Origin of the sequence: Faecousia intestinalis, assembly GCF_040096185.1 — a bacterium.
Taxonomy (GTDB): domain Bacteria; phylum Bacillota; class Clostridia; order Oscillospirales; family Oscillospiraceae; genus JAZOXB01.
Genome location: NZ_JBBMFF010000229.1, coordinates 1 through 21,188, shown reverse-complemented (window position 1 = coordinate 21,188; position 21,188 = coordinate 1). Strand labels below are relative to the sequence as shown.

At 61.8% G+C, this 21,188-nt stretch carries 25 protein-coding genes; 5 read left to right on the top strand and 20 right to left on the bottom strand.

Going from position 1 to position 21,188, the window contains the following annotated elements; all coding sequences use genetic code 11:
• Window positions 1–161: 161 nt before the first annotated feature.
• The 7 genes from WMO66_RS09140 to WMO66_RS09110 all read right to left on the bottom strand — a co-directional run bounded on the left by WMO66_RS09140 (window position 162) and on the right by WMO66_RS09110 (window position 6,932).
• A complete protein-coding gene (locus WMO66_RS09140; RefSeq protein WP_349136105.1) occupies window positions 162–770 on the bottom strand; it encodes a stage II sporulation protein R in 609 nt (202 codons plus the stop codon).
• A 53-nt stretch (window positions 771–823) separates the two neighbouring features.
• A complete protein-coding gene (gene ispE, locus WMO66_RS09135) occupies window positions 824–1,681 on the bottom strand; it encodes a 4-(cytidine 5'-diphospho)-2-C-methyl-D-erythritol kinase (protein ID WP_349136103.1) in 858 nt (285 codons plus the stop codon).
• A complete protein-coding gene (locus tag WMO66_RS09130; RefSeq protein ID WP_349136102.1) occupies window positions 1,678–2,919 on the bottom strand; it encodes a DUF1015 domain-containing protein in 1,242 nt (413 codons plus the stop codon). The genes ispE and WMO66_RS09130 overlap by 4 nt, the downstream gene beginning before the upstream one ends.
• 107 nt (window positions 2,920–3,026) lie before the next feature.
• The gene (locus tag WMO66_RS09125; RefSeq protein ID WP_349136101.1) at window positions 3,027–4,049 is read right to left on the bottom strand and encodes a lipid II:glycine glycyltransferase FemX; all 1,023 of its coding nucleotides are present in this window, start codon (window positions 4,047–4,049) and stop codon (window positions 3,027–3,029) included.
• An 86-nt stretch (window positions 4,050–4,135) separates the two neighbouring features.
• Window positions 4,136–4,891 carry a hypothetical protein gene (locus WMO66_RS09120; RefSeq protein ID WP_349136100.1) on the bottom strand — a complete coding sequence of 252 codons (756 nt, stop codon included), beginning with the start codon at window positions 4,889–4,891 and terminating at the stop codon, window positions 4,136–4,138.
• Window positions 4,888–6,276, bottom strand: a complete 1,389-nt coding sequence (locus WMO66_RS09115) for a HAMP domain-containing sensor histidine kinase (protein WP_349136099.1) — start codon at window positions 6,274–6,276, stop codon at window positions 4,888–4,890. The genes WMO66_RS09120 and WMO66_RS09115 overlap by 4 nt, the downstream gene beginning before the upstream one ends.
• A complete protein-coding gene (locus WMO66_RS09110) occupies window positions 6,273–6,932 on the bottom strand; it encodes a response regulator transcription factor (protein ID WP_349136097.1) in 660 nt (219 codons plus the stop codon). The genes WMO66_RS09115 and WMO66_RS09110 overlap by 4 nt, the downstream gene beginning before the upstream one ends.
• Before the next feature lie 261 nt (window positions 6,933–7,193).
• On the opposite strand from WMO66_RS09110, the gene WMO66_RS09105 reads away from it, so the two are divergent.
• Both WMO66_RS09105 and WMO66_RS09100 read left to right on the top strand, forming a co-directional pair.
• On the top strand, window positions 7,194–8,246 hold the full coding sequence (locus tag WMO66_RS09105; protein WP_349136108.1) for a sodium ion-translocating decarboxylase subunit beta: 1,053 nt from the start codon (window positions 7,194–7,196) through the stop codon (window positions 8,244–8,246).
• A gap of 12 nt (window positions 8,247–8,258) precedes the next feature.
• Entirely contained in the window at window positions 8,259–8,441 is a 183-nt protein-coding gene (locus WMO66_RS09100) for an OadG-related small transporter subunit (RefSeq protein WP_349136096.1), read from the top strand.
• Window positions 8,442–8,491: 50 nt separating this feature from the next.
• Here WMO66_RS09100 and WMO66_RS09095 read toward each other — a convergent pair whose 3' ends face one another.
• Both WMO66_RS09095 and WMO66_RS09090 read right to left on the bottom strand, forming a co-directional pair.
• Window positions 8,492–8,731 (bottom strand): hypothetical protein, encoded by a 240-nt coding sequence (locus tag WMO66_RS09095; RefSeq protein WP_349136095.1) that lies wholly within the window; start codon window positions 8,729–8,731, stop codon window positions 8,492–8,494.
• Window positions 8,680–8,976 carry a hypothetical protein gene (locus tag WMO66_RS09090; RefSeq protein ID WP_349136094.1) on the bottom strand — a complete coding sequence of 99 codons (297 nt, stop codon included), beginning with the start codon at window positions 8,974–8,976 and terminating at the stop codon, window positions 8,680–8,682. The genes WMO66_RS09095 and WMO66_RS09090 overlap by 52 nt, the downstream gene beginning before the upstream one ends.
• Before the next feature lie 103 nt (window positions 8,977–9,079).
• Here WMO66_RS09090 and WMO66_RS09085 point away from each other — a divergent pair, with 103 nt between their 5' ends.
• Window positions 9,080–10,441 (top strand): MATE family efflux transporter, encoded by a 1,362-nt coding sequence (locus WMO66_RS09085; RefSeq protein ID WP_349136093.1) that lies wholly within the window; start codon window positions 9,080–9,082, stop codon window positions 10,439–10,441.
• Between the two features lie 182 nt (window positions 10,442–10,623).
• Here WMO66_RS09085 and obgE read toward each other — a convergent pair whose 3' ends face one another.
• From obgE to rplU, 4 genes are all read right to left on the bottom strand, one after another.
• Entirely contained in the window at window positions 10,624–11,898 is a 1,275-nt protein-coding gene (obgE, locus tag WMO66_RS09080) for a GTPase ObgE (RefSeq protein ID WP_349136092.1), read from the bottom strand.
• Window positions 11,899–11,984: 86 nt separating this feature from the next.
• Window positions 11,985–12,266 carry a 50S ribosomal protein L27 gene (gene rpmA / locus WMO66_RS09075; protein ID WP_349136091.1) on the bottom strand — a complete coding sequence of 94 codons (282 nt, stop codon included), beginning with the start codon at window positions 12,264–12,266 and terminating at the stop codon, window positions 11,985–11,987.
• Window positions 12,267–12,269: 3 nt separating this feature from the next.
• A complete protein-coding gene (locus tag WMO66_RS09070; RefSeq protein ID WP_349136090.1) occupies window positions 12,270–12,593 on the bottom strand; it encodes a ribosomal-processing cysteine protease Prp in 324 nt (107 codons plus the stop codon).
• Window positions 12,593–12,904: a 50S ribosomal protein L21 gene (rplU, locus tag WMO66_RS09065; RefSeq protein ID WP_349136089.1), complete on the bottom strand. Its 312-nt coding sequence runs from the start codon at window positions 12,902–12,904 to the stop codon at window positions 12,593–12,595. Before rplU ends, WMO66_RS09070 begins: the two co-directional genes overlap by 1 nt.
• A gap of 176 nt (window positions 12,905–13,080) precedes the next feature.
• Between rplU and WMO66_RS09060 the strand changes: the two genes are divergently transcribed.
• Complete coding sequence (locus WMO66_RS09060; protein WP_349136087.1) at window positions 13,081–14,073, top strand: FAD:protein FMN transferase; 993 nt, start codon at window positions 13,081–13,083, stop codon at window positions 14,071–14,073.
• Window positions 14,070–14,423: a NusG domain II-containing protein gene (locus WMO66_RS09055; protein ID WP_349136086.1), complete on the top strand. Its 354-nt coding sequence runs from the start codon at window positions 14,070–14,072 to the stop codon at window positions 14,421–14,423. Before WMO66_RS09060 ends, WMO66_RS09055 begins: the two co-directional genes overlap by 4 nt.
• Here WMO66_RS09055 and WMO66_RS09050 read toward each other — a convergent pair.
• The 7 genes from WMO66_RS09050 to WMO66_RS09020 form a co-directional block, all read right to left on the bottom strand.
• Complete coding sequence (locus WMO66_RS09050; protein WP_349136085.1) at window positions 14,420–14,848, bottom strand: CBS domain-containing protein; 429 nt, start codon at window positions 14,846–14,848, stop codon at window positions 14,420–14,422. The two genes, WMO66_RS09055 and WMO66_RS09050, sit on opposite strands and share 4 nt — an antisense overlap.
• A gap of 104 nt (window positions 14,849–14,952) precedes the next feature.
• A complete protein-coding gene (gene gltA / locus WMO66_RS09045; protein WP_349136084.1) occupies window positions 14,953–16,338 on the bottom strand; it encodes an NADPH-dependent glutamate synthase in 1,386 nt (461 codons plus the stop codon).
• A gap of 13 nt (window positions 16,339–16,351) precedes the next feature.
• On the bottom strand, window positions 16,352–17,206 hold the full coding sequence (locus tag WMO66_RS09040) for a sulfide/dihydroorotate dehydrogenase-like FAD/NAD-binding protein (RefSeq protein WP_349136083.1): 855 nt from the start codon (window positions 17,204–17,206) through the stop codon (window positions 16,352–16,354).
• 76 nt (window positions 17,207–17,282) lie between these two features.
• The gene (gene gluQRS / locus WMO66_RS09035; RefSeq protein WP_349136082.1) at window positions 17,283–18,209 is read right to left on the bottom strand and encodes a tRNA glutamyl-Q(34) synthetase GluQRS; all 927 of its coding nucleotides are present in this window, start codon (window positions 18,207–18,209) and stop codon (window positions 17,283–17,285) included.
• Window positions 18,206–19,129 carry a D-2-hydroxyacid dehydrogenase gene (locus WMO66_RS09030; RefSeq protein ID WP_349136081.1) on the bottom strand — a complete coding sequence of 308 codons (924 nt, stop codon included), beginning with the start codon at window positions 19,127–19,129 and terminating at the stop codon, window positions 18,206–18,208. Before WMO66_RS09030 ends, gluQRS begins: the two co-directional genes overlap by 4 nt.
• Window positions 19,122–19,691, bottom strand: coding sequence for a prolyl-tRNA synthetase associated domain-containing protein (locus WMO66_RS09025; RefSeq protein ID WP_349136079.1), 570 nt, complete (start codon window positions 19,689–19,691; stop codon window positions 19,122–19,124). Before WMO66_RS09025 ends, WMO66_RS09030 begins: the two co-directional genes overlap by 8 nt.
• A gap of 1 nt (window position 19,692) precedes the next feature.
• Window positions 19,693–21,024, bottom strand: coding sequence for an LCP family protein (locus WMO66_RS09020; RefSeq protein ID WP_349136078.1), 1,332 nt, complete (start codon window positions 21,022–21,024; stop codon window positions 19,693–19,695).
• Window positions 21,025–21,188: the final 164 nt, after the last annotated feature.

The window sequence follows — 21,188 nt, the reverse complement described above, 5'->3', positions numbered from 1 at the left end:
GTCAGGGTTTCCTTTCGCGTTAAATAACCCGCCGCAGCGGCAGAATTGCAAAATCATGCTGCAAAAATTGATTTTGCAATTCTGATAGCAGCTTGGCGAAAAAGTCCAACAGGACTTTTTTGACAAGCTGAGCCCACGCCGGATCACGGCGTGGGGCTGGTTCATGAAAACAGTTCCTTGAGCTTCTGGAGCCACTCGAGCGTTTTGAAGCGCAGGCGGTATTCCGGCTGCTCCTCCGTGATCCACGCGGCCTCATCCTCGTCGAAGCCGCCTGCAGCAGCCCGCAGCTCTGCTTCGTCGCTCGTTGCGGCCGTGCAGAGCGTCGGGAACACGACGCACCACCAGTTTTTTCCGGCGGCTTCGCCGATCTGCACCCGCAGCGAGGGGTATGTCCCGGCAGGCAGAGAAAAGCTGGCATAGTCCCGTGTGCCGTAGGTCTCCGGGCCGAGGCTGACCGTCACATCATAGCCGCTGCCCGCAAGCACGCGCTGCGCCGCCTCCGCGATCTCCGGCAGATGGGCCGCGATGCATTTGCGCGCGTCATCCGCCGTTTCGCAGTCTGCCGTCAGGCCGGACACGCAGGCCAGCACGCCGTCGCGCACGCGCAGCTTCTGCGCCTGATCAGCTGCTTCATCGGAATTGGCAATGACATGCAGCCGCACGGTCTTCCGCGCCAGCCTGCGCTGCCGCACGAGCGTATCGGCCGTATAAACGCTGCCGGTCAGCAGGGCAAGCGACAGCAGCCAGCAGAGGATCCTTCGGATTTTCATAAAAACACCGTCCATTCTGTAGTTGCCTATAGAATGGACGGGTTTTGGAATTTTTATACCGTCTTGGCGATAAAGACCTGCGGATAATTGTCCTTGAGCATCGTGCAGGCGACGGCGGCATATTCGAACGAGTCAAACAGGCCGTATACGGCCGAGCCGCTGCCCGTCATCTGCGCGCCATAGGCGCCGTAGGACATCATGATGGACTTAATATAGTTCAGCTCCAGATGGTCTGGGATGGCGACCTGCTCAAACACATTGCACAGGCCCGCGCCGATGGCCTCGAGATCGCCCTTTTCAAGCGCGGCTCGCATGGCGCGCGTGTCCGGCCGCTTGGCAAGCGCGACATCGTCGAGTTTGGCATAGAGCGCCGGGGTGGAAAAGCAGACGTCCGGCTTACAGATCACGGTGAACATCTCCGGCGTGTCCGGCAGCTTCGTCAGCCGCTCGCCGCGCCCCTCGGCCAGAGCCGTGCCGCACAGCACGCAGAACGGAACGTCGGAGCCGATCTGCGCGCCCAGCTCACACAGCGCATAGACGGAAAGCGGGTAATCTTTCCAGCGGTTCAGCGCGCGCAGCACGGCCGCCGCGTCGGCGCTTCCGCCGCCAAGACCCGCCCCGGACGGGATGCGCTTGGTGATGCGGATGGTCAGGCCGTCCGGCTCGCCGCCGAACGTGTCAAAGAACACGCGAGCGGCACGCCAGGCCAGATTCGTTTCGTCCAGCGGGATGCCCGCCGTTTCACACTCGATGCGCCAGCCCGTGCCGGTGTCCAGCAGGAGCTCGATATCGTCGCGCAGGGCAACAGTCTGTAGAATGCTGCGGATATCGTGGTAGCCGTCTTCACGGCGGTCCAGCACGTCGAGCGTGAGGTTGATCTTTGCAAATGCGCCTTCGGTCAGAGTTGTCATTTGATCTTTCTTCCTTCAAGATAGTAACGTTTTTCGCGGCTGTGGCCCATCGAGAACGTCTTGCGCGGCAGGATGCCGTCGGCAATGACGCCGCGGAAGAGCTGGCTCTTCTCCATGGCGGGCAGCAGGAAGCCGATGGCGTTCGGCTGCTTTGCCAGCGCGATGAGGGCGTCGTCGTCATGGATGTAGTCCACCTCGCCGGGATGATCGGCCAGATAGCTGTCCAGGAAGCCCTGCAGCACGCCGACGGCCAGCTCGCTGAGCGAACGGTCGAGCAGCACCGTGCCGGACTCCTCGCCCGCATACCACGTCACAGGGAAGCCGCCCTCGGCACAGGCCTGGCTCTCCAGCGCCTTGCGCAGTGCCTTGGGGTCGCAGCCCGTCACAACGCGGTGGATCGGCTCAAAGACCTGCGCGGGATCATGGATGTTCTCCAGCTCCACGAGCGCATAGCGCGCGGGATGGTTGGAGAGGTCCTCACCGGGATGGTTGCGTTTCAGTTCTTCATAGCAGGACTTTGCCGTAGCAAGGGAATGGTTGCCGTCGCCGACGGCGAACACCATGGGAACGCCCTTCAGGCCCTCGTACTTCTTGCCGACGTTTGCGGTATAGTCCGTCAGGCGGGCATTGAACGCAGCGGCTTCCTCGCCGTCGACGAGCCAGCCGCGGATGTGGCCGCCGTCCTCCATGAGGTCAAAGTCATAGAGCTTCTCGAGCTTGTCCTTCTTCTCCGCGATCGGCTCGATGAGCACATGCTCATGGTCGTCTGCCAGCATCAGGATGTGCGGCAGCTCGACGGGCGCTTCGCGGCGGACGCGCATGCGCGGCGGGATGCGCTCAACGACCGTGCGCTCCGTGGCGCGGATGGGCGAAACGGAGCCAGTGGAATAGTCATAGGCATCCAGATCGACCATACCGATAAGGCCGCGGCGGATGGAGCCGTTTTCCAGCGTGCGCTCCACATAAACAAACGAATCCTTCAGCGTGCGGAAGACGTTGGCATCGAGATATTCCGCCATTGTGCGGTTGATGAGCGCCGTGTGCGCAGCCTCCTGCGGGGTACCAAGCTCTGCCTCGGGCAGAATAAGGTTGATCGTCGAGGGAGAACCCTCGGCATGCTGCCGGACACGCTCCCAATAGGCAGGGTCAGAGGTGAACTGGTCGCAGGCGATGACCGCCCACTTCTCCATGGAATCGACCTGCGGGAAGAGAATGTCTGCCGGTAAAAACGCGTTCATGTGGATATCCGCCTTTCAAAATTTTTGTAGGAATCAGCCAAAATTATTATAGCGTATCTTACGGATTTTGTACAGAGGGAAAACGGAAACCAGCAAATAATTCGATGTTACTCGCGTACAAATATTTTCTGCAGGGTATGGACGAGCTTTGCGCGCATCGGGTGCAGCACGCGGTCGCACTGGCCGACATAGGCGTGGAACTGTGCGCCGAAGCCCTGCTTGTAGTGATGCAGGCCGTAATAGGGATTCTCCGGCACGGGATAGCCCTCGACGCCGCGGAAGTCGAAGTAACGGTAGCCGCCCTCGAGCGCGTCGCGCTGCATCTGCCACTGGATCAGCTCATTCGGAAAATCGGCCTGATAGGCGCGGTCGGAGCAGGCATACATATGCCACACGCGGTTGCCAAGCTCGGCCGTGATGCTCGCGGCGATGATGACGCCGTCCTTCTCCGCAAGGTACAGCTTGGACATGGGGCCGAGCGCCTCGAGGAAGTGCGCATAGTACTGCTGCGGCCGCGCGGTAAAGCCGTTCTTTGCCGCCGTGGCGAGCATCATGCGGTAAAACACCGGGATATCCGAGACATCGCCCAGCCGAACGGTCACGCCGTTGCGCTCCGCGCGGCGGATGTCATAGCGCTTTGTTTTATTATAGTAGGCCAGAAGCGACTCCGGCGTGAAGCCCTGCAGGTCGAGCACATAGCACATGCGCGGCTGGAACAGGGAAAAATCGCTCGCCTGATTGACAGTAAAGCCCAGACGGCGCACCTCGTCCAGAAACGCCGTGTCCGTCTCCTCCAGCATCGGGTCAATGCGGATCATATAGTCGCCGCGCTTTTCGGCAAGAGCGCGCATGGCGTCCACAAGCGCCTCGAGCGTGGCGTAGTCGCCGTCCCGGAAGATCGGCCCGCGCGGCGCATAGAGAAAGCCCGTGTGCATATGACGGATGCGGTGCTCCAGAATGGCCATGGAGCCGATGATCTCGCCCTTTTCATCGCGGCAGAGGATGCCGGTCCAGCCCCATCCCTCCTTCACGCGGCCCCATGCAGAGGTCTGCATGAAATGGCAGTTTGGCTGCCGGAGCACAAAGGCGTCCAGCTCCGCCGCCTGATCGATGGTCACATATTCGATCATGGTACGTTCCTTTCTGCCCCCGCACCGGCGGGAGCGCGTATCCGTATCGGAAATCTCACCCATTTTACCACAGGCGGGACGCTGCGTCAACTGCCGAACGAGCCCAGCGCGATCGCCATCCCCGGCGCAGCGCCGTGCCGAAAGCCATAGGTGACCGCATTTCCGTCGGCATCCCCCAGCACGAAGCCCAGTTCGCTGGGCTCTGCCGTGGAATACCACTGCTTGACAAGGGAGTCCTCCGGCCGGAATGCATTGGCCGTCAGGCCGTAATAATCTGCCACTCGCTGCCTCCAGCCGCCCGCATCCTCCAGACTATCCGGCAGGTCCTGCAGCAGGATCAGATAATCGGACTCCTGATAGAACAGCATCTCCAGATGGAGCAGCCTGCCGGTCTGCGCATCGAGCAGAATGATCGTGTCAATAAACGGCGTATGGTGCAGCGACGCACGGATCGCCGAAAACACCGTGCCCGAGGCCGTGTCAAGGATCCATCCGCTTTCCGCAAATACCTCACCTGACAGGTCGATATACGGCCGGAGCGGCTGCGGGATAACACTCTGCGCATCGAGCAGCCACTGCTGCGTCTGCGCCGTCAGCGCACCGCCGTCATTGCCGGTGCCATCGGCAGTATTCTGCGCAATAAACTCGCCGACGGCGGCAAGGCGGAGCCGTTCCATCAGAGTCACCGCTTCCTCCATATCCGGCTCTGCGCCATCGACGGAAAATTCCGTCTCGGCCACGCGGTCGAGCTTCTGCTGCAGAAAACGCTGCGGAAGCAGAAGAGCTGCCGCAAGGACCGCGCAGGCCGCGGCTGCCAGCCACCAGCTTCGCATTCGCTTCATTTCTGCTCTCCTTTCAGAAGGAATGACACGCGCGTTCCCTCGCCGACCACGCTCTCAAAGCGCAGGCTCGACCCATGGACCTCGGCGATCTTACGGCACAGCGTCAGGCCGAGGCCCGCGCCGCCCGCCGCTCTGGCGCGCGATTTATCCACCATATAAAACGGATCGGTGATGCGGGACAGCTCCTCCGGAGGAATGCCGCGCCCCGGATCGATCACGCAGAACAAATAGCCCGACGGAACACCCCTGCCGCGCAGCTGCAGAACCGCCCCCGGCGGCGATGCCTTGTGCGCGTTGTCGAGCAGATTGAGCAGCAGCGTCCGTAGCAGCTCCGGTTCGCCCCAGACGGCCGCCTCCTCCACATCGCACTGCAGGCTCTGCTTCTGCCGGGCAAGCCGGTATTCGCAGCTTTTCTGCACGGAGGCCGCGAGCGCACCGGTCTGCACCCGGGAGAAGGAAGGCTCACTGCGCTCAAGCGCAAACAGGTCCAGCAGCGCGAACGACATGCGCTCCAGACGTTTTCCCTCGGTGTAGATCGCGTTGGCTGCTTCAAACTGCATCTCGCTCGGAAGCGTTCTGCTGCGCAGCGTGTCGGCGTAGCCGATGACGGAGGTCAGAGGCGTTTTCAGCTCATGCGCAAAGCTGGCCGTAAATTCCTTCTGACGCTGCGCCGCAGCCGCCAGCTCCCGCAGCCGTGCCTCGAGCGCATCGGCCATGGCGTTGAAATTCTGCGCCAGATCGCCGAGCTCGTCATCGGTGCGGACCGTGACGCGCCTGTCCGTCTGCCCGGCCGCAAGCTGCCGCGCCGTGCGCGAAATGCGGCGGAGGGGCCGCGTCATATAGACAGACAGAGCTGCCGTTGCCGCGACCGCAGCCCCAAGCACAGCGGCAAGGATCCATCGAAAGCGCTGCAATTCTGTCTCCGCTTCGCGCAGCATGTCCGTAATGTCGTTCAGGCAAGTCAGAGAGTATGTACCGCCGTACAGTGTAAGCAGCGACGTTGTGATCAGGCGGCTGCCGGAAGTAGTGTTCTGCACACGGGAGACGATCACGCCCGCCCTTCCGTTCTGCACCGCCTCCTGTGGGAAGTCCGCGCTTTCAGATAAAACCGTGCCGTCCGCCGCGTGCAGGCAGTAGCTGCGGTCCTGCGGAATAGCCTCCAGCGCTCTTTCGATCGCGCCGGAGGAAGCGGTGTCCTGCCCCTGCTCTCTGGCACAGAGTGCCTGCACCGTCATGCCGAGCAGCCGTACCTCCTCCTGCGCATCGCGGACCTGCCCCTTCAGACGCGCGTCAAACGAGCTGCTCATGACCAGATAGCCGCCGACGGCCAGAGAGACAGCCAGCAGCATGGTGATGAGGGCGGTCATTTTGGCAGCAAATCTCAATCCGTCACCTCCAGTCGGTAGCCTGTCTTATAGATCGTCAGGAGCTTTCCCTGCCAGCCCAGCTTTCGCCGCAGCCGCTGCACATGCAGGTCGACCGTGCGGCTGTCACCCGTGAATTCCGTGCCCCAGACGCGCTCATAGATCGTTTCGCGGAACAGCGCGATGTTCCGGTTCTGCACAAACAGGAGCAGCAGGTCAAATTCCTTCGGCGTGAGCAGAATCGGTTCGCCGCCGCGTGTGACGCGCATGGCTCGTGCGTCGATGCACACATCTCCTACGGTATACCGGTCTCCGGTCTTTCCGGTGCGGCGCAGGACGCTCTCCACCCGCGCGATCAGCTCCACAATATCAAACGGCTTGACAAGATAGTCATCCGCTCCGGCGCGCAGACCATTGACGCGGTCGCTGACCGAGCCGCGCGCCGTCAGGAAGATCACCGGCGTTTTCGTCGGGCGGATCAGGTCCATCAGTTCGAAGCCATCCGCCCCAGGAAGCATGATATCCAGAAGGATCAGATCGAAGCTCATCTGCTCCAGAAGGTCTGCGGCCGCCAGGCCGTCATATTCGCAGGTGCATTCGTAGCCGCACGCGCTGAGATTCAGGTCGATCAGCCGCGCGATCGTTATTTCATCTTCCACGATCAAAATCCGGATCATGATTTTTCCTCCCAAAAAGCATTTCCTGAGGATAGTTTGCATCTGCCTTGTATCTATATTGTATCACAGGAACGGTCCGCCTACCAGCCCTGCGGAAATTTTGTGTACTTTACATAGATTTAACATTCTATCCTCTTGCATCTGCCGGGACGTTCGATTATAATTGTGTTATTATACTGCCAAAGGGAGGCAACGTATTTGGAAGTTCTGTTGGAAAATGCGCAGTCCCTGCTGCAGGGAGACGGCTGGAAGCTCATCGTCATGTGGCTCATCGGCGCGGTGCTCATCTATCTCGCCATCGCCAAGGATATGGAGCCCTCGCTGCTGCTGCCGATCGGCTTCGGCGCGATCCTGATGAATCTGCCGGGCGCGGACCTCGAAATTCTGCACCTGCTGTATGAAAAGGGCATCGCAAATGAGCTGTTCCCCCTTGTTCTCTTCATCGGCATCGGTGCAATGATCGATTTCGGTCCGCTGCTGTCGAACCCCAAGCTGATGATCTTCGGCGCGGCGGCGCAGTTTGGCATATTTTTCACATTTTTCGTTGCGAGCCTCTGCGGCTTTGACATCCGCGACGCCGCCTCCATCGCCATCATCGGCGCGGCGGACGGCCCAACATCCATTGTCGTGGCAAACGCCCTGCAGAGCGGCTACATCGGTGCGATCACTGTCGCTGCCTATTCCTATATGGCGCTGGTCCCCATCGTCCAGCCGCCCGTCATCCGCCTGCTGACAACGAAGAAGGAGCGACTCATCCGCATGCCGTATGAGCCGAAGCAGATCTCCAAAACAACACGCATTCTCTTCCCCATCGTCATCACGATCATCACGGGCATCTTTGCCCCGAAGGCAGTCGCGCTCGTCGGCTTCCTGATGTTCGGCAACCTGATTCGCGAGTGCGGCGTGTTGAACTCGCTGTCCGAGACGGCGCAGAAGGTGCTGGCGAACCTTATCACGATCTTCCTCGGCATCTCCATCGCGTTCAACATGCACGCGGTGCAGTTCCTGAAGCCGCAGACGCTGCTCATCATGGGCCTCGGCCTCGTGGCCTTCATCTTCGACACGGCGGGCGGTGTTCTGGTGGCCAAGTTCCTGAACCTGTTCCTGCCGAAGGGCAGGAAGATCAATCCCATGATCGGTGCGGCCGGTATCTCGGCCTTCCCGATGTCCTCCCGCGTCATCCACAAGATGGGCCTGAAGGAGGACCCGCAAAATTTCCTGCTCATGCACACCGTCGGCGTCAATGTTTCGGGCCAGATCGCGTCCGTCATCGCGGGCGGCCTGATCATGAGCCTTGTCTACACCATTGGGTAAGGAGGAATGACCATGCAGCTGCTGCCGATCCTCACCGCCGTTGCGGAACAGTCGATCCCGGACCGTCCTGCCACATGGCAGGAATCCCTGCGCCTGATGGGCGCCGGCTGGGGTTCCATTTTCATTGTGATCCTCGTCATCATGCTCTGCGTCTATTTGCTCAACCGCATATTCCGCAGTAAGGATCCCAAATAAAAACTGCGCGGGCGCTGCCAAAAGCAGCGCCCGCATTTTGTGTCATCAGATCATTTCTCCGTCTCCGCTTCAAAACGATAGCCCTCGGCGACGAGCCAGCTTTCAAGCCGGGCGCGGCAGCTTTTCTGCTCCTCCGGGGTGATCCTGCGCCTGCGGGTTCTGCTCTTGCCGCTCGTTCCGTAGGCAGCAAGGTCCTTTTCGAGCAGGAGGTGCTTTTTCCCCTCCTGCTTCGTATACGTCAGCACAGCCACCCGGTCGCCGAGGCCGCAGTAGAGCGCATACTCGCCCATTCTGATCTCGCCCGGCCAGTGCGGTATTCCAGGCTGGAACGCTTCCACTCCCGCAGCAGGAAAAAAAACTGATCGGCGCACAGGAGCGGAAACGCCCCCAGAATGAGATAGCCGAGCGAGACCGCGCAGCCAAGCAGGAAATTCAGGGCAAGGACCCACTTCGGCGCGCCCCAGTTTGCCAGCGGGATATTGAAGCCGATGGCAAAAACAGGAACAGCGCCGGGAGAAAGATCAGGATATTGCACAGGCCTGCGTGCCTGAGCTTCGGGAACTTCATTATCGGATTCCTCCTCTGGAAAATCGCGCCGGAATATGATAGAATAAAAGAAAATGTCGGAGGGATTCTGAATGGCTCATGTTCCGAACAGTGCGGAGCAATATGAGAAGATGATCGGCACGCCGATCCCGCAGCTCGTCAGCTCGTTGGCGATCCCGACTACCATCAGCATGCTCGTTACGGTTATTTACAACACAGCTGATACCTATTTCGTCTCCCAAATCAACAAATCAGCATCGGCTGCAGTCGGCATGGTCTACACGCTCATGGCCATTCTGCAGGCCGTCGGCTACGGACTCGGCATGGGCGCAGGCAGCCTCATCAGCCGCAAGCTCGGTGAAAAGGACGACGACGCGGCCGAGCGCTACGCCGTCAGCGCCTTTGTGGCCGCCATTCTCGCGGGTGCGGTCGTCGACTGGGGCTGTCTTGCCGGGTTGAAGCCGATCCTGCGCGCGCTGAAATGCACAGACACCATGCTTCCCTATGCCGTCCCCTACGCCCGCTGGATCCTGCTCGTCGCGCCGGTCAGCTGTGCGTCGTTCGTGCTGAACAACACGCTCCGCGCCGAGGGCGAATCGACGCTCGCCATGTGGGGGCTAGGACTGGGCGGCGTGCTGAATATTGCGCTCGATCCCCTGTTCATCTTCACGCTGGACATGGGCGCAGGCGGCGCAGCGCTGGCCACAGCCGTCAGTCAGGCCGTGAGCTTTGTGATTCTGCTGCTGTTCTTCCTGACGGGCCGCTCCATCGTCCGGCTGCGCCTGCGCAGCGTAAGTCGTCATTTCTGTGATTACTGGCTTATTTTCTCGACGGGTCTCCCGACTGTCTGCCGGCAGGGCCTCGGCAGCGTGGCCTCGGCCGTGCTCAATATGCAGGCCGTCCTCTATGGCGACGCGGCCGTCTCGGCCATCACGATCGCGAACAAGCTCTATGTCTTCGTTCGCAATCTCGTCATCGGTATCGGGCAGGGCTTCCAGCCCGTTGCAGGCTATAACTACAGCGCCGGAAAGCGCCGCCGCGCATGGCAGGCGTTCTGGTTCTCTTCCCTCGTCGGCACGGTGCTCTGCACGGTCTGCGCCATCGTCATGGCCATTTTCGCGCGGCCGATCCTGTGGTGGTTCTGCAGCGACGCGGAGGTCGTACGCATCGGTGCGGAGACGCTGCGCTTCTCCTGCATCGTTCTGCCGCTGCTGGCCGTCTCGACGTTCGTCAATCAGCTCTATCAGTGCCTCGGCTACCGCACGGCCGCGACGTTCCTGGCAAGCTGCAGGCAGGGCATTTTCTTCCTTCCGGCCGTGCTGCTCCTGCCGCTGTGGCTGCATTGCGCCGGTGTGGAGATGAGCCAGCCCGTGGCAGACCTTCTGACCTTCGTGATCTCCATGCCGTTCCTCGCAGCATTTTACCGGCACCATATCCGCGGGCATGCAGAGTAAACTCAACAAAAAAAATTCGGGGCGAAAAGCCCCGAATTTTTTTCGCGCGGTTCAAGTATAGCATATATCATGCCAGACAGCAAGCCTTTCCCTCACCGTGCCAACAACTTGCCCATGAGACACCAACACTGGCTTTCTCCTATTGAGTTCGCTGTACAATATGTTTGACAAACCTACAATAATTATCGCTCGTACTCAAATTCAAAGTCGTAGATGCTGACCGTGTCGCCGTCCTCGATGCCCATTTCCTCCAGCCGGTCGAACAGGCCGCTTTTGCGGAGCTGGCGGTCGAAGTACATGCGCGACTCGTAATCCGCAAAGTTGATATCGGCGATGAGCTGCTGCATCCACTTGCCGGACACGACCCACAGGTCATCCATATGCTCGATGGACAGGGCGTCGGCCTCGCCCGCCTCGGCCAGCGGTTTAACATACTCCGGCTCATAGACCGTCACGGGCGGAAGCTCGCGCAGACGGCCGGCAATGACGCGCATGAGCTGCTTCGTGCCCTGCGTCGTGGCGGCCGAGATCTCATAGAACGGGTAGCCGCGCTCCGTGACGTAGGCACGCAGACGCTCGAGATTGTCGCTGCCCTCCGGGATGAGGTCGCACTTGTTTGCCGCGACGATCATGGGCCGCTCGGCCAGCTCCGGCGAATAATCGCGCAGCTCGGCGTTGATCTTCTCGAAGTCCTCGATCGGGTCGCGGTCCTCACTGCCGGAGACGTCGACGATGTGCACGAGCAGGCGGCAGCGGTCGATGTGCCGCAGGAAATCGTGGCCAAGGCCCGCGCCCTCGGCCGCACCCTCGATAATACCGGGGATATCGGCCATGACGAACGACACGCCCTCATCCACATAGATGACGCCGAGATTCGGGTACAGCGTGGTGAAGTGGTAGTTTGCGATCTTCGGGCGGGCATTGGACGTGACGGACAGCAGCGTGGACTTGCCGACATTCGGGAAGCCGACAAGGCCGACATCTGCCAGCAGCTTCAGTTCCAGCACGACCTCGTGCTCCTCGCCGGGAAGGCCGGCCTTGGCAAAGCGCGGCACCTGACGGGTCGGCGTGGCAAAATGCTTGTTGCCCCAGCCACCGCGGCCGCCCTTGCAGAGGATAAAGTCCGCATCGTCGGACATATCCTTGATGATCTCGTTCGTTGCGGCATCGCGCACGACCGTACCGCGCGGGACCTGAATGACGAGGTCCTCGCCGCGCTTGCCGGAGCAGCGCGCGCCCTGCCCGTCCTGACCGAGTGCCGCAGCATATTTGCGCTTGTAGCGGAAGTCCATCAGCGTGGAGAGGTTGTCGTTCACGCGCAGGACGATATTGCCGCCCTTGCCGCCGTCGCCGCCATCCGGGCCGCCCGCGGCGACATATTTTTCGCGGTGGAAGGCAACGGCACCATTGCCGCCGTTGCCTGCCTTCACCGTAATCTTGACTTTATCAATAAACATCGCGATCCTCCTTCCGGGCTGTGCGGATTGCTGCCATAAAAAATCCCGAACATAGAGCGCCTATGTCCGGGATTCCGTATTGCGTCTTACTGTTCCGCGTAGACGGAGCACTGCTTGCGATCCTTGCCCTTGCGCTCGAACTTGACGTGGCCGTCAACCAGAGCAAACAGGGTGTCGTCGCTGCCGATACCGACATTGACGCCCGGATGGATGTGCGTGCCTCTCTGGCGAACCAGAATGTTGCCCGCGAGGACGAACTGACCGTCCGCGCGCTTCACGCCCAGTCTCTTGGACTCGGAATCACGGCCGTTCTTGGTGGAACCGCCGCCCTTCTTATGAGCGAAGAACTGAAAACCGATTTTCAGCATTTGTTACACCTCCATAACTTCGATATACTCAGGATAATTGTCCCGCAGGGAGCAGACCGTCAGCAAAAAGCCGGTCAGCACGGCCTGCACGGCGTCTTCGTCGTCGCAGGCTGCGGGAAGGGTGAGGGTGATCCGGGGCTCTTCTTCCTTCACCTTCGTATTGGCATGATTGCCCAGCACGTCGTTGATCGTGCACTCGGCGAAGGTCACGGCTGCGGAAACGGCTGCGCACACGATGTCGCTGCCCTCTTCGGCATAGCCGCTGTGCCCGGACACGGAGAATCCATGGATCCTGCCGTCGTGATTGAAGATCTCTACCTTAGTCATTACACGGAGATCTTTTCGATCTGCACCTTGGTGTACGGCTGTCTGTGGCCGCGGATGGACTTGGAGTCCTTCTTCGGGCGATACTTGAAGACGACGACCTTCTTGGCCTTGCCGTTCTTCAGCACCTTGGCTTCGACAGAAGCGCCTGCCACCACGGGAGCACCGAACTTAGAGTTCTCGCCGTCCACGACTGCCAGGACCTGATCGAAGGTTACGGTTGCGTCAGCCTCAGCATTGAGCTTCTCGACGTAGATCACGTCGCCCTCCTTGACGCTGTACTGCTTGCCACCGGTAACGATAACTGCCTGCATGTTTGTTTGCACCTACCTTTTTGTAGTCTCGCTCTGGAGGCGTGAGGGCATACCTCAAGCTTGTACCTCTTCGATGCGGCCTGTTTATCATACCATCCCGGCAGGAAAATGTCAAATACTATTTGAGAAAATTTCTCTTTTTTGATATAATGATCCCGGAAAATGAGGTGATCCCCTTGAAAAAATGGTTCGCTGCCGTACTTCTGGCAGCATTGGTCCTGACGGGCTGCGGCCCAAAGCAGCCGGAGGCGCATGAGGCACAGCTTTTTGCCATGGACACGCTGATGAGCCTGCGCATCTGGGGCGATGAGGTCCTTGTCACGCAGACGGAGGACACGCTCCGTTCGCTCGAAGCCCTGCTTTCCGCCACGTCAGAGGACAGCGACATCGCCCGCCTGAACCGGGACGGCACGGCGGAGCTGCAGCCGCAGACCGCAGACCTCCTGCAGCAGGCGCTGGATTGCGCCACGCGCACGGGCGGAGCCTTTGACCCGACAGTCTATCCCCTTGTCTGCCTCTGGGGCTTCCCCTCCGGGAAATATCATGTCCCGACGGAGGCCGAGCTGACCGGAGCGCTCGCGCACACCGGCCCGCAGCATCTGCAGCTGAACGGCGCGGTGGCTGCCCTCGATGCGGGCTGCAGCGTCGACCTCGGCGGCATCGCCAAGGGATATGCGGCAGAGCGGTGCGCGCATCAGCTGGAGGAGACCGGGGCGCAGGCCGCCATGCTCTCGCTCGGCGGCAATGTGCAGACCGTCGACAGCAAGCCGGACGGCACGGCATGGCAGGTCGGCATTGCCGACCCGAACGACCCGTCGAGCGCGATCGCCGTCGTGCGCTTTACCGGCTCGAAGGCCCTTGTGACCTCGGGCGACTATCAGCGCTATTTTGAGCAGGACGGCGTCCGCTACCATCACATTCTCGACCCGCAGACCGGCAGGCCGGTGCAGAACGGCCTGCGCTCCGTGACGATCCTCGCGGACAGCGGCACGCTGGCAGACGGGCTTTCCACGGCCCTGTTCGTCATGGGGCTGGAGCGGGCAACGGAATTCTGGCGTGCTTCGTCCGATTTCGAGGCCGTTTTCATCACGGAGGACGGCATGATCTACGCCACGGAGGGAGCGGCCCCCCTGCTGACGGACTGCACGTTTACGGAGCTGAAGCGATGAAGACAAGATTCTGGATCCTGCTGTTTCTGGCCATCGCCGTGGTCTGCTCCGGGCTGTCCATATGGCTGCTCGGCGGCAAGGCCGAGACAACGGCGGAGGTCTATTCGGACGGTGCGCTCGTGCAGACGATCGACCTTGCCGTCGACGGCGAATACCGCATCGAGTCCGGCGGCGGCTGGAACATTCTGACCGTCTCCGGCGGAAAAATCGCCGTCACATCGGCCTCCTGTCCCACGCAGGACTGCATGCATCACGCCGCGGCGGACCACGGCGCGCCCATCGTCTGCCTGCCGAACCGCCTCGTCGTGCAGTTCAGCACGCCGTCGGAGCTGGATGCCCTGCTCGCCTAGGCACGGCGGATATTCTGCGAAATTTCCTGCAGGACCTCCCCTGCCTCCATCGTGTAGTCCGGCCGCACAGCGACATCGCCCAGCGACACCATGCCGACAAGCCGCCCGTGCTCCTGCACCGGCAGACGCCGCACCTGCTCGCGCGCCATCAGGCGTGCGGCCTCATCGACGCTCCGGTCCGGCTCCGCCGCCAGAACGCGCCGCGTCATGATCTCCGCAACGCGCGTGCGCTCGGGGTCGTCCCCTGCAGCCACGCAGCGCACGACGATATCCCGGTCCGTCACCATGCCGCGCAGCCGCCCGTCCCGGCTGCACACCGGCAGCGCGCCGATGTTGTGCTGCGACAGGAGCCGCGCCGCCACGGCGACAGTCTCCTCCGGCGAAATGGCAATGATCCGGCGGCTCATGACCTCTTTGACCTGCATTGCAGTCCCCTCCCTGATAAAAACCGCCTGCCCCGACGATGCCGGGACAGGCGGTCGTTTCTTTTAGTATGGGAACGCGGCAGGCAAATTATACCGGTTTTGTCTTATTTATGAAAGCGCGCGTCGATAGCAGCAGCGGCCTTCTTGCCTGCACCCATGGCGAGGATAACGGTTGCAGCGCCGGTCACGGCGTCGCCGCCGGCATACACGCCGTCGCGGGTGGTCATGTTGTCCTCGTTGACAACGAGGCAGCCCTTCTTATTCGTCTCGAGGCCCGGCGTCGTGGAGCGGATGAGGGGGTTCGGGGACGTGCCGAGAGCCATGATGACGGTGTCGACGGCAAGCTGGAACTCGCTGCCCTCGATGGCGACCGGACGGCGGCGGCCGGAGGCATCCGGCTCACCGAGCTCCATGCGGACGCATTCCATCGCGCCGACGCGGCCATTGCCGTCGTCGAGGATCTTCGTCGGGTTGCACAGGACGTGCAGCTCGATGCCCTCTTCCTTGGCATGATGCAGCTCTTCCAGACGGGCGGGCATTTCCGCCTCACCGCGGCGATAGACGATGTACACATGCTCCGCGCCGAGACGCTTCGCGCAGCGCGCGGCATCCATGGCAACGTTGCCGCCGCCGACGACCGCAACGGCGTTCGAACGGATGACCGGCGTGTCGCTCTCGTCGCGATAGCCCTTCATGAGGTTGATACGGGTCAGGTACTCGTTGGCAGACATAACGCCCTTGAGCGCCTCGCCCTCGATGTGCATGAACATGGGCAGGCCTGCACCGGAGCCAACGAACACGGCCTTGAAGCCCATCTCCTCGAACAGCTCGTCGATGGAAAGGACCTTGCCGATGACCATGTCGGTCATGACATGCACGCCCATGGCCTCGAGCTTCTTGACCTCGTTGGCAACGATGGCCTTCGGAAGACGGAACTCGGGGATACCATAGACCAGAACGCCGCCTGCGGTGTGCAGGGCTTCAAAAATGGAGACCTCATAGCCCTTCTTGGCCAGCTCGCTCGCACAGGTCAGGCCGGAGGGGCCGGAGCCAACGACGGCAACCTTGATGCCGTTGCTCTCGGGCTTCTCGGGCATCTTGTTGACGTTCTCGCGATACCAGTCGGCGACGAAGCGCTCCAGCCGGCCGATGGCGACCGGCTCGCCCTTCACGCCGCGCACGCACTTGCTCTCACACTGGGACTCCTGCGGGCAGACACGGCCGGACAGGGCGGGCAGAGCATTCGTGGAGGTGATGACCTCGTAAGCGCCGAGAAAATCGCGCTCGGAGACCTTTGCGATGAACTCCGGAATGCGGATGTTGACGGGGCAGCCCTCGACGCACTTCGGATTCTTGCAGTGCAGGCAGCGGCCTGCTTCCTCCACGGCCATCTCCTCGGTGTAGCCAAGGGAGACCTCTTTGAAATTCTTATTGCGGACGTCCGGTGCCTGCTCGGGCATCGGGGTCTTGGTCAGAGTCATATTCGGCATGCTGTGTTCCTCCTCAGCGAATGAGCTCATGCGCCAGCTTGTCCATGCGGCACATATGCGTCTTCTCGTTTTCTGCTTCCTGATCGCGGTAGACACCGTTGCGGTTCATCAGCTCGGCGTAGTCGACCTTATGGCCGTCGAAATCCGGGCCGTCCACGCAGGCAAACTTCACTTCGCCGCCGACCGTCACGCGGCAGCCGCCGCACATGCCGGTGCCGTCGACCATGATCGGGTTGAGGGACACGGTGGTCTTGACGCCGAAGGGCTCGGTCGTCTTGGAGACGAACTTCATCATCGGGATCGGGCCGATGGCGAGGACCTCGTCATAGTGCGTGCCGGCCTCGAGCAGCTGCTGGAGCTTCACGGTAACAAAGCCGTGCTCGCCGTAGGAGCCGTCGTCCGTCATGAGGTACAGATGGTCGCTGCAGGCCTTGAACTCGTCTTCCAGAATGACGATATCCTTGCTGCGGAAGCCGACAATGACATCGACCTCGGCGCCTGCCTCCTTGAACGCCTGAGCGGACGGAAGAGCGATCGCACAGCCGACGCCGCCGCCGACCACGCAGACGCGCTTGATACCCTCGGTGTTCGTGGGCTTGCCGAGCGGACCGACGAAGTCCTGAATATAGTCGCCCTCGTTCATCGCGCCGAGCATCTTCGTCGTCAGGCCGACCTTCTGGAAAATAATGGCTACCGTACCCTTTTCGCGGTCGTAGCCTGCGATGGTCAGGGGGACACGCTCACCGGTCTCATCCACGCGGAAGATGATGAACTGACCGGCCTTCGCCTTCTTGGCGACAAAGGGAGCCTCGATCTCCATCAGAGTAACGGCAGAATTCAGCTCTTTCTTGCGGACAATTTTGAACATGCGATTCATCCTTTCAATGTCGGAAGTACGACTTCCCTTACTCACGCTTTTCATTATAGCACAATACGGCTGTTTTTCAAGGAAAAACACGAAATCCGTCCGAAAAATTTGCCGGGATCACGATCTCGCCGCGCGGAATGCGCTCCCATGAGAAGCGGGAGACGAGGTCTGCGGCGCGGACCGGCTCCGGCCCCGGCTGCAGGCCGGCCAGCTGCGCCAGCCTGCCGACGAGCTGCTCCGGCGTACAGCGCGCGCGGAGCGCCTCCATGTCAAGGTCACGTTCCCGCTTGCTCAGGCGACGTCCGTCCGGCGCAACAAGCAGCGGAACATGGTAATATTGCGGCGCGGGATAGCCGAAAACGGAGAACAGCCACAGCTGCCGCGCCGTGGAGCCCAGCAGATCGCAGCCGCGCACGACCTCCGTCACGCTGCCGAGCGCATCGTCGCACACAACGGCAAGCTGATAGGCATACACGCCGTCGGAGCGTCGGACGATAAAATCGCCGCAGGTCTCGGCGAGCCGTTCTGTCTGCGGGCCGCAGACACCGTCCCGGAACGAGACGGCGATATCCGGCACACGGACGCGCCACGCGGGGCGGCGGGTCTTTGCGGCGCGCTGCTCCGGCGTCAGGTCGCGGCAGGCACCGGAATAGAGCACCGTGCCGTCCGAGGCATGGGGCGCAGAGGCGTCGTGCAGCTCGCTGCGGGAGCAGTAGCACGGGTAGATCAGGCCCTGCTCCTCCAGTTTTGCAAAATGTGCGGCATAGACCGGGCTTCTCGTGCTCTGCGGCGGCATCTCGCCGTCCCAGTCCAGCCCGAGCCAGCCAAGGTCCCTCCGCAGCTGCTCGGCATAGGCCGCACGGCTGCGCTGCGGGTCAAGGTCCTCGATGCGCAGCAACATACGCCCGCCCTGCGACCGGACGGAAAGCCACGCGAGCAGCGCGGTAAAAATATTGCCCAGATGCATACGCCCGGTCGGGCTGGGCGCAAAGCGGCCCGTCACAGCGGGATCTCCCGCACGAGGTTCCGCAGCGGATCTCCGGCGGCATAGCGCTCCAGATTCTCCGCGCAGATGCGCCAGATGCGCTCCTCCGTCTGCGGCAGGTGGCCGAAGCTCACGCCCGCGACATGCGGCGTCAGGATGCAGTTCGGCAGGCTCCAGAGCGGATGCGCGGCAGGCAGCGGCTCCGGGTCCGTCACATCAAGGCCTGCGCCGAACAGGTGGCCGCTCTGCAGCTCCCGTGCCAGCGCATCGGCATCAAGAAAGCTGCCGCGCCCGACGTTCACAACGACGGCGTCCTGCGGAAGCAGAGCAAGGCGCTCCGCGCTGAGCCACCCGGCCGTCTCCGGCGACTGCGGCATCGCGCCCAGGACAAAGTCCGCCGCAGGCAGCAGGGCCTCTGCCTCGTCCAGCCGGACAAGGCGGTCAAAGCCGGGGCGATCCGGCGAGGTCCGGCGGCAGACGCCGAACGTCTTCACACCAAAGGCCTGCAGGCGGCGGGCGATGCTCCCGCCCAGATCGCCCGCGCCGAAGATGAGGGCCGTTCCCCCTGCCACGCGCCGCTCGGAGCCGAGATCGTTCCAGCTCTTCTGCCGCGCATAGGAGGGCAGGCGGCGGCACAGGGACAGCAGCATCCCGATCGCGTGCTCCGCGATCGTTTCGCCGAACGCGCCGGAGGCCGTTGTGAGCAGCACGCTGCGCGGGAAGCCCCCGTGCAGATAGCGGTCTGCGCCCGCCCATGTCATCTGCAGCCAGCGCAGCTGCGGCGCGTTCTGCAGGGCCTCGAGCGTCGGCTCGCCGATGACAGCCTCGGCCGTCTGCAGGCAAGGCGTTTTCTGCACGGTGAACCAGCGGGACGCTGTTTCCAGAAACCAGTTCGGAGCAAACGGGGCGTACTCCGCTTCGATCATCAATTCACGCATTGCTGTCCTCCGGCAGGTCGACCAGAACCGGCGCATGGCCCAGCGCGGGCAGCAGCTTTTCCGTCAGATCCTGCATAGAAAAGGCCAGCGAGCTCGTGTTGATGCAGGGATGGCAGCCGAAGCATGGGGCCTGCAGCACGGCGCGGTCGATGACGAGCGTGACCTCCCCCGCCGTGTCGTTCTGCAGGGCCAGCACCGTTGCAGAGCCGGGTGTCACACCGAGCAGGCGCTCCATGTCCTCCGGCGGGCCGAACGACAGGCGCGCGCAGCCGAGCTGGGCGGACAGGTCCTTCGTGTGGAACGGCTTGCCGCCCGGCATGAGCAGCAGATAGAATTTTGTCTTCTGCCGGTTGCAGAGGAAGAGATTTTTGCAGATAGAGATGTGCAGCACCCCCTCTGCGGCATGGCACAGCTCCATGGTCATGGCGGCGTCATGGTCGACGCGTTCATAGGCGATGCCAAGCGAGTCGAGCAGGTCGTAGCACGCCGTCTCCTTTGCACTGCGCGGGTCGGACGGTCTGCCGCTGTGGCAGACCGTGTCAATATGAAACGTCTCTTCCATGTCAGCCTCCGTAGATATCATCCGGCGAGACGTCTATCTCATAGGGATTGAGATAGGCGTTGACAACATCGGCCGTTTCATAGGGGTCGGCCAGAACATACATACCGTCGCCGCTGAACGTATAGGGGATGGTGAGCGTCTGCAGGTTCGACGTGCCGCACAGGGCGACGGACTCTGCCAGCCAGACGAGATTGCGTGTGCTGAGGTCCGTAACGGTATGCGCCGAGAGCAGCCGCGCCGCCGAGGGCAAACGCCAGAGGTTCCAGACGGAGACCCACTGGTGCATGGCAGCCAGCATAAAATCCCGCTGCACGTTCACGCGCTGCAGATCGGCCATGGCATAGCCGGAGCGGAAGCGCACGAGGCCCATGGCCTGCTCGCCGTTCAGGCGCTGCATACCGGCCTTCAGATCGATGGTCAGGTCCTGCGCAGGGTCGCTGTAATCCATATCGCAGGGAACGTCGAATTTCACGCCGCCCATCTTGTCGACGAGATCGACAAAGACATCCAGATCGATGAGCACATAGCCGTCCGGACGGAAGCCGACCAGCTCCGTGACATAGTCCATCAGGGCCTCCATGCCCTCCTGATCCTTGCCGTTCACGCCGTAGGCGATATTGATCTTATGCGGCGTATAGCTGGAATTGACCTTTGTATCGCGCGGGATGCTCAGCAGCGTCAACCGTTTGGCGCTGCGGTCGACGCTCAGCAGCATGACGGTGTCCGTCCGGTCGCCGGATTTGTCCGTTCCGGCAAGCAGGATCGTCGAGCAGCCGTCGCGGCGCGCGCCGAGGGTCTCCTCTGCCTTCGGCTGCTTGGCCAGCAGCAGCATCACGCCGATGACGAGCGCAAACAGCACGAGCAAAATGAGCAGGAGCTTGCCGAGTCCGCGGGCGAAGCGGTGTTTTTTCTTCTTTTTGGGCGGCTCGGCATCATAGCCGGATTCCGGCACGGCGCGGTGCCTGCGCGGCTGCTCCTCGCGGCGCGGCGCACGCTCCGGCTCCCGGCGGGAGCGCTGAGACTGGCGGCGAGGCGGCTCGTAGTCGTCCTCCTCCACCGGGCCGAGATAGGTCGTCGGCTCCTCCCGGCGCTGCGGGGCTGCGCCGCGGCGGAAGTCGGAGTTATAGGCATGGATCACGGGGCCGGAGACGGAATTCTGCTGCCGTCTCGGCGGCTGCTGCGTCTGCAGCGTCGGGTCCTCGCAGTCCTCATACAGCTTATCGGCAAAGCCGCGCTCGTAGGGATCGTCCGCGTCGTGCCGGTCATCCAGAATTTTGCGGATGTCGCGCAGCAGGTCCTCGTCGTCCTGAGCGGGCTGATTTCTCGGGTCCATCGGGATACCCCCTTTCTTTCCCTATTTTACACCAGCTTTCGCCCAATGTAAAGACGGCAAAACGGGGGCCGCTTCCGCGACCCCCTGGAGCTTGTCAAAAAAGTGTTTTTGACAAGCTCTCAAACGAGACCCGTTTCACTGGGCTCTCGTTTGAAAAGGCTGCG

Excerpts from the sequence above, each read along its gene's own strand:
- WMO66_RS09140 (WP_349136105.1), bottom strand. The coding sequence starts at position 770 with ATGAAAATCCGAAGGATCCTCTGCTGGCTGCTGTCGCTTGCCCTGCTG.
- ispE (WP_349136103.1), bottom strand. The coding sequence starts at position 1,681 with ATGACAACTCTGACCGAAGGCGCATTTGCAAAGATCAACCTCACGCTC.
- WMO66_RS09130 (WP_349136102.1), bottom strand. The coding sequence starts at position 2,919 with ATGAACGCGTTTTTACCGGCAGACATTCTCTTCCCGCAGGTCGATTCC.
- WMO66_RS09125 (WP_349136101.1), bottom strand. The coding sequence starts at position 4,049 with ATGATCGAATATGTGACCATCGATCAGGCGGCGGAGCTGGACGCCTTT.
- WMO66_RS09120 (WP_349136100.1), bottom strand. The coding sequence starts at position 4,891 with ATGAAGCGAATGCGAAGCTGGTGGCTGGCAGCCGCGGCCTGCGCGGTC.
- WMO66_RS09110 (WP_349136097.1), bottom strand. The coding sequence starts at position 6,932 with ATGATCCGGATTTTGATCGTGGAAGATGAAATAACGATCGCGCGGCTG.
- WMO66_RS09105 (WP_349136108.1), top strand. The coding sequence starts at position 7,194 with ATGTGGCTCATCGGCGCGGTGCTCATCTATCTCGCCATCGCCAAGGAT.
- WMO66_RS09100 (WP_349136096.1), top strand. The coding sequence starts at position 8,259 with ATGCAGCTGCTGCCGATCCTCACCGCCGTTGCGGAACAGTCGATCCCG.
- WMO66_RS09095 (WP_349136095.1), bottom strand. The coding sequence starts at position 8,731 with ATGGGCGAGTATGCGCTCTACTGCGGCCTCGGCGACCGGGTGGCTGTG.
- WMO66_RS09085 (WP_349136093.1), top strand. The coding sequence starts at position 9,080 with ATGGCTCATGTTCCGAACAGTGCGGAGCAATATGAGAAGATGATCGGC.
- obgE (WP_349136092.1), bottom strand. The coding sequence starts at position 11,898 with ATGTTTATTGATAAAGTCAAGATTACGGTGAAGGCAGGCAACGGCGGC.
- rpmA (WP_349136091.1), bottom strand. The coding sequence starts at position 12,266 with ATGCTGAAAATCGGTTTTCAGTTCTTCGCTCATAAGAAGGGCGGCGGT.
- WMO66_RS09070 (WP_349136090.1), bottom strand. The coding sequence starts at position 12,593 with ATGACTAAGGTAGAGATCTTCAATCACGACGGCAGGATCCATGGATTC.
- rplU (WP_349136089.1), bottom strand. The coding sequence starts at position 12,904 with ATGCAGGCAGTTATCGTTACCGGTGGCAAGCAGTACAGCGTCAAGGAG.
- WMO66_RS09055 (WP_349136086.1), top strand. The coding sequence starts at position 14,070 with ATGAAGACAAGATTCTGGATCCTGCTGTTTCTGGCCATCGCCGTGGTC.
- WMO66_RS09050 (WP_349136085.1), bottom strand. The coding sequence starts at position 14,848 with ATGCAGGTCAAAGAGGTCATGAGCCGCCGGATCATTGCCATTTCGCCG.
- gltA (WP_349136084.1), bottom strand. The coding sequence starts at position 16,338 with ATGCCGAATATGACTCTGACCAAGACCCCGATGCCCGAGCAGGCACCG.
- WMO66_RS09040 (WP_349136083.1), bottom strand. The coding sequence starts at position 17,206 with ATGTTCAAAATTGTCCGCAAGAAAGAGCTGAATTCTGCCGTTACTCTG.
- WMO66_RS09030 (WP_349136081.1), bottom strand. The coding sequence starts at position 19,129 with ATGCGTGAATTGATGATCGAAGCGGAGTACGCCCCGTTTGCTCCGAAC.
- WMO66_RS09025 (WP_349136079.1), bottom strand. The coding sequence starts at position 19,691 with ATGGAAGAGACGTTTCATATTGACACGGTCTGCCACAGCGGCAGACCG.
- WMO66_RS09020 (WP_349136078.1), bottom strand. The coding sequence starts at position 21,024 with ATGGACCCGAGAAATCAGCCCGCTCAGGACGACGAGGACCTGCTGCGC.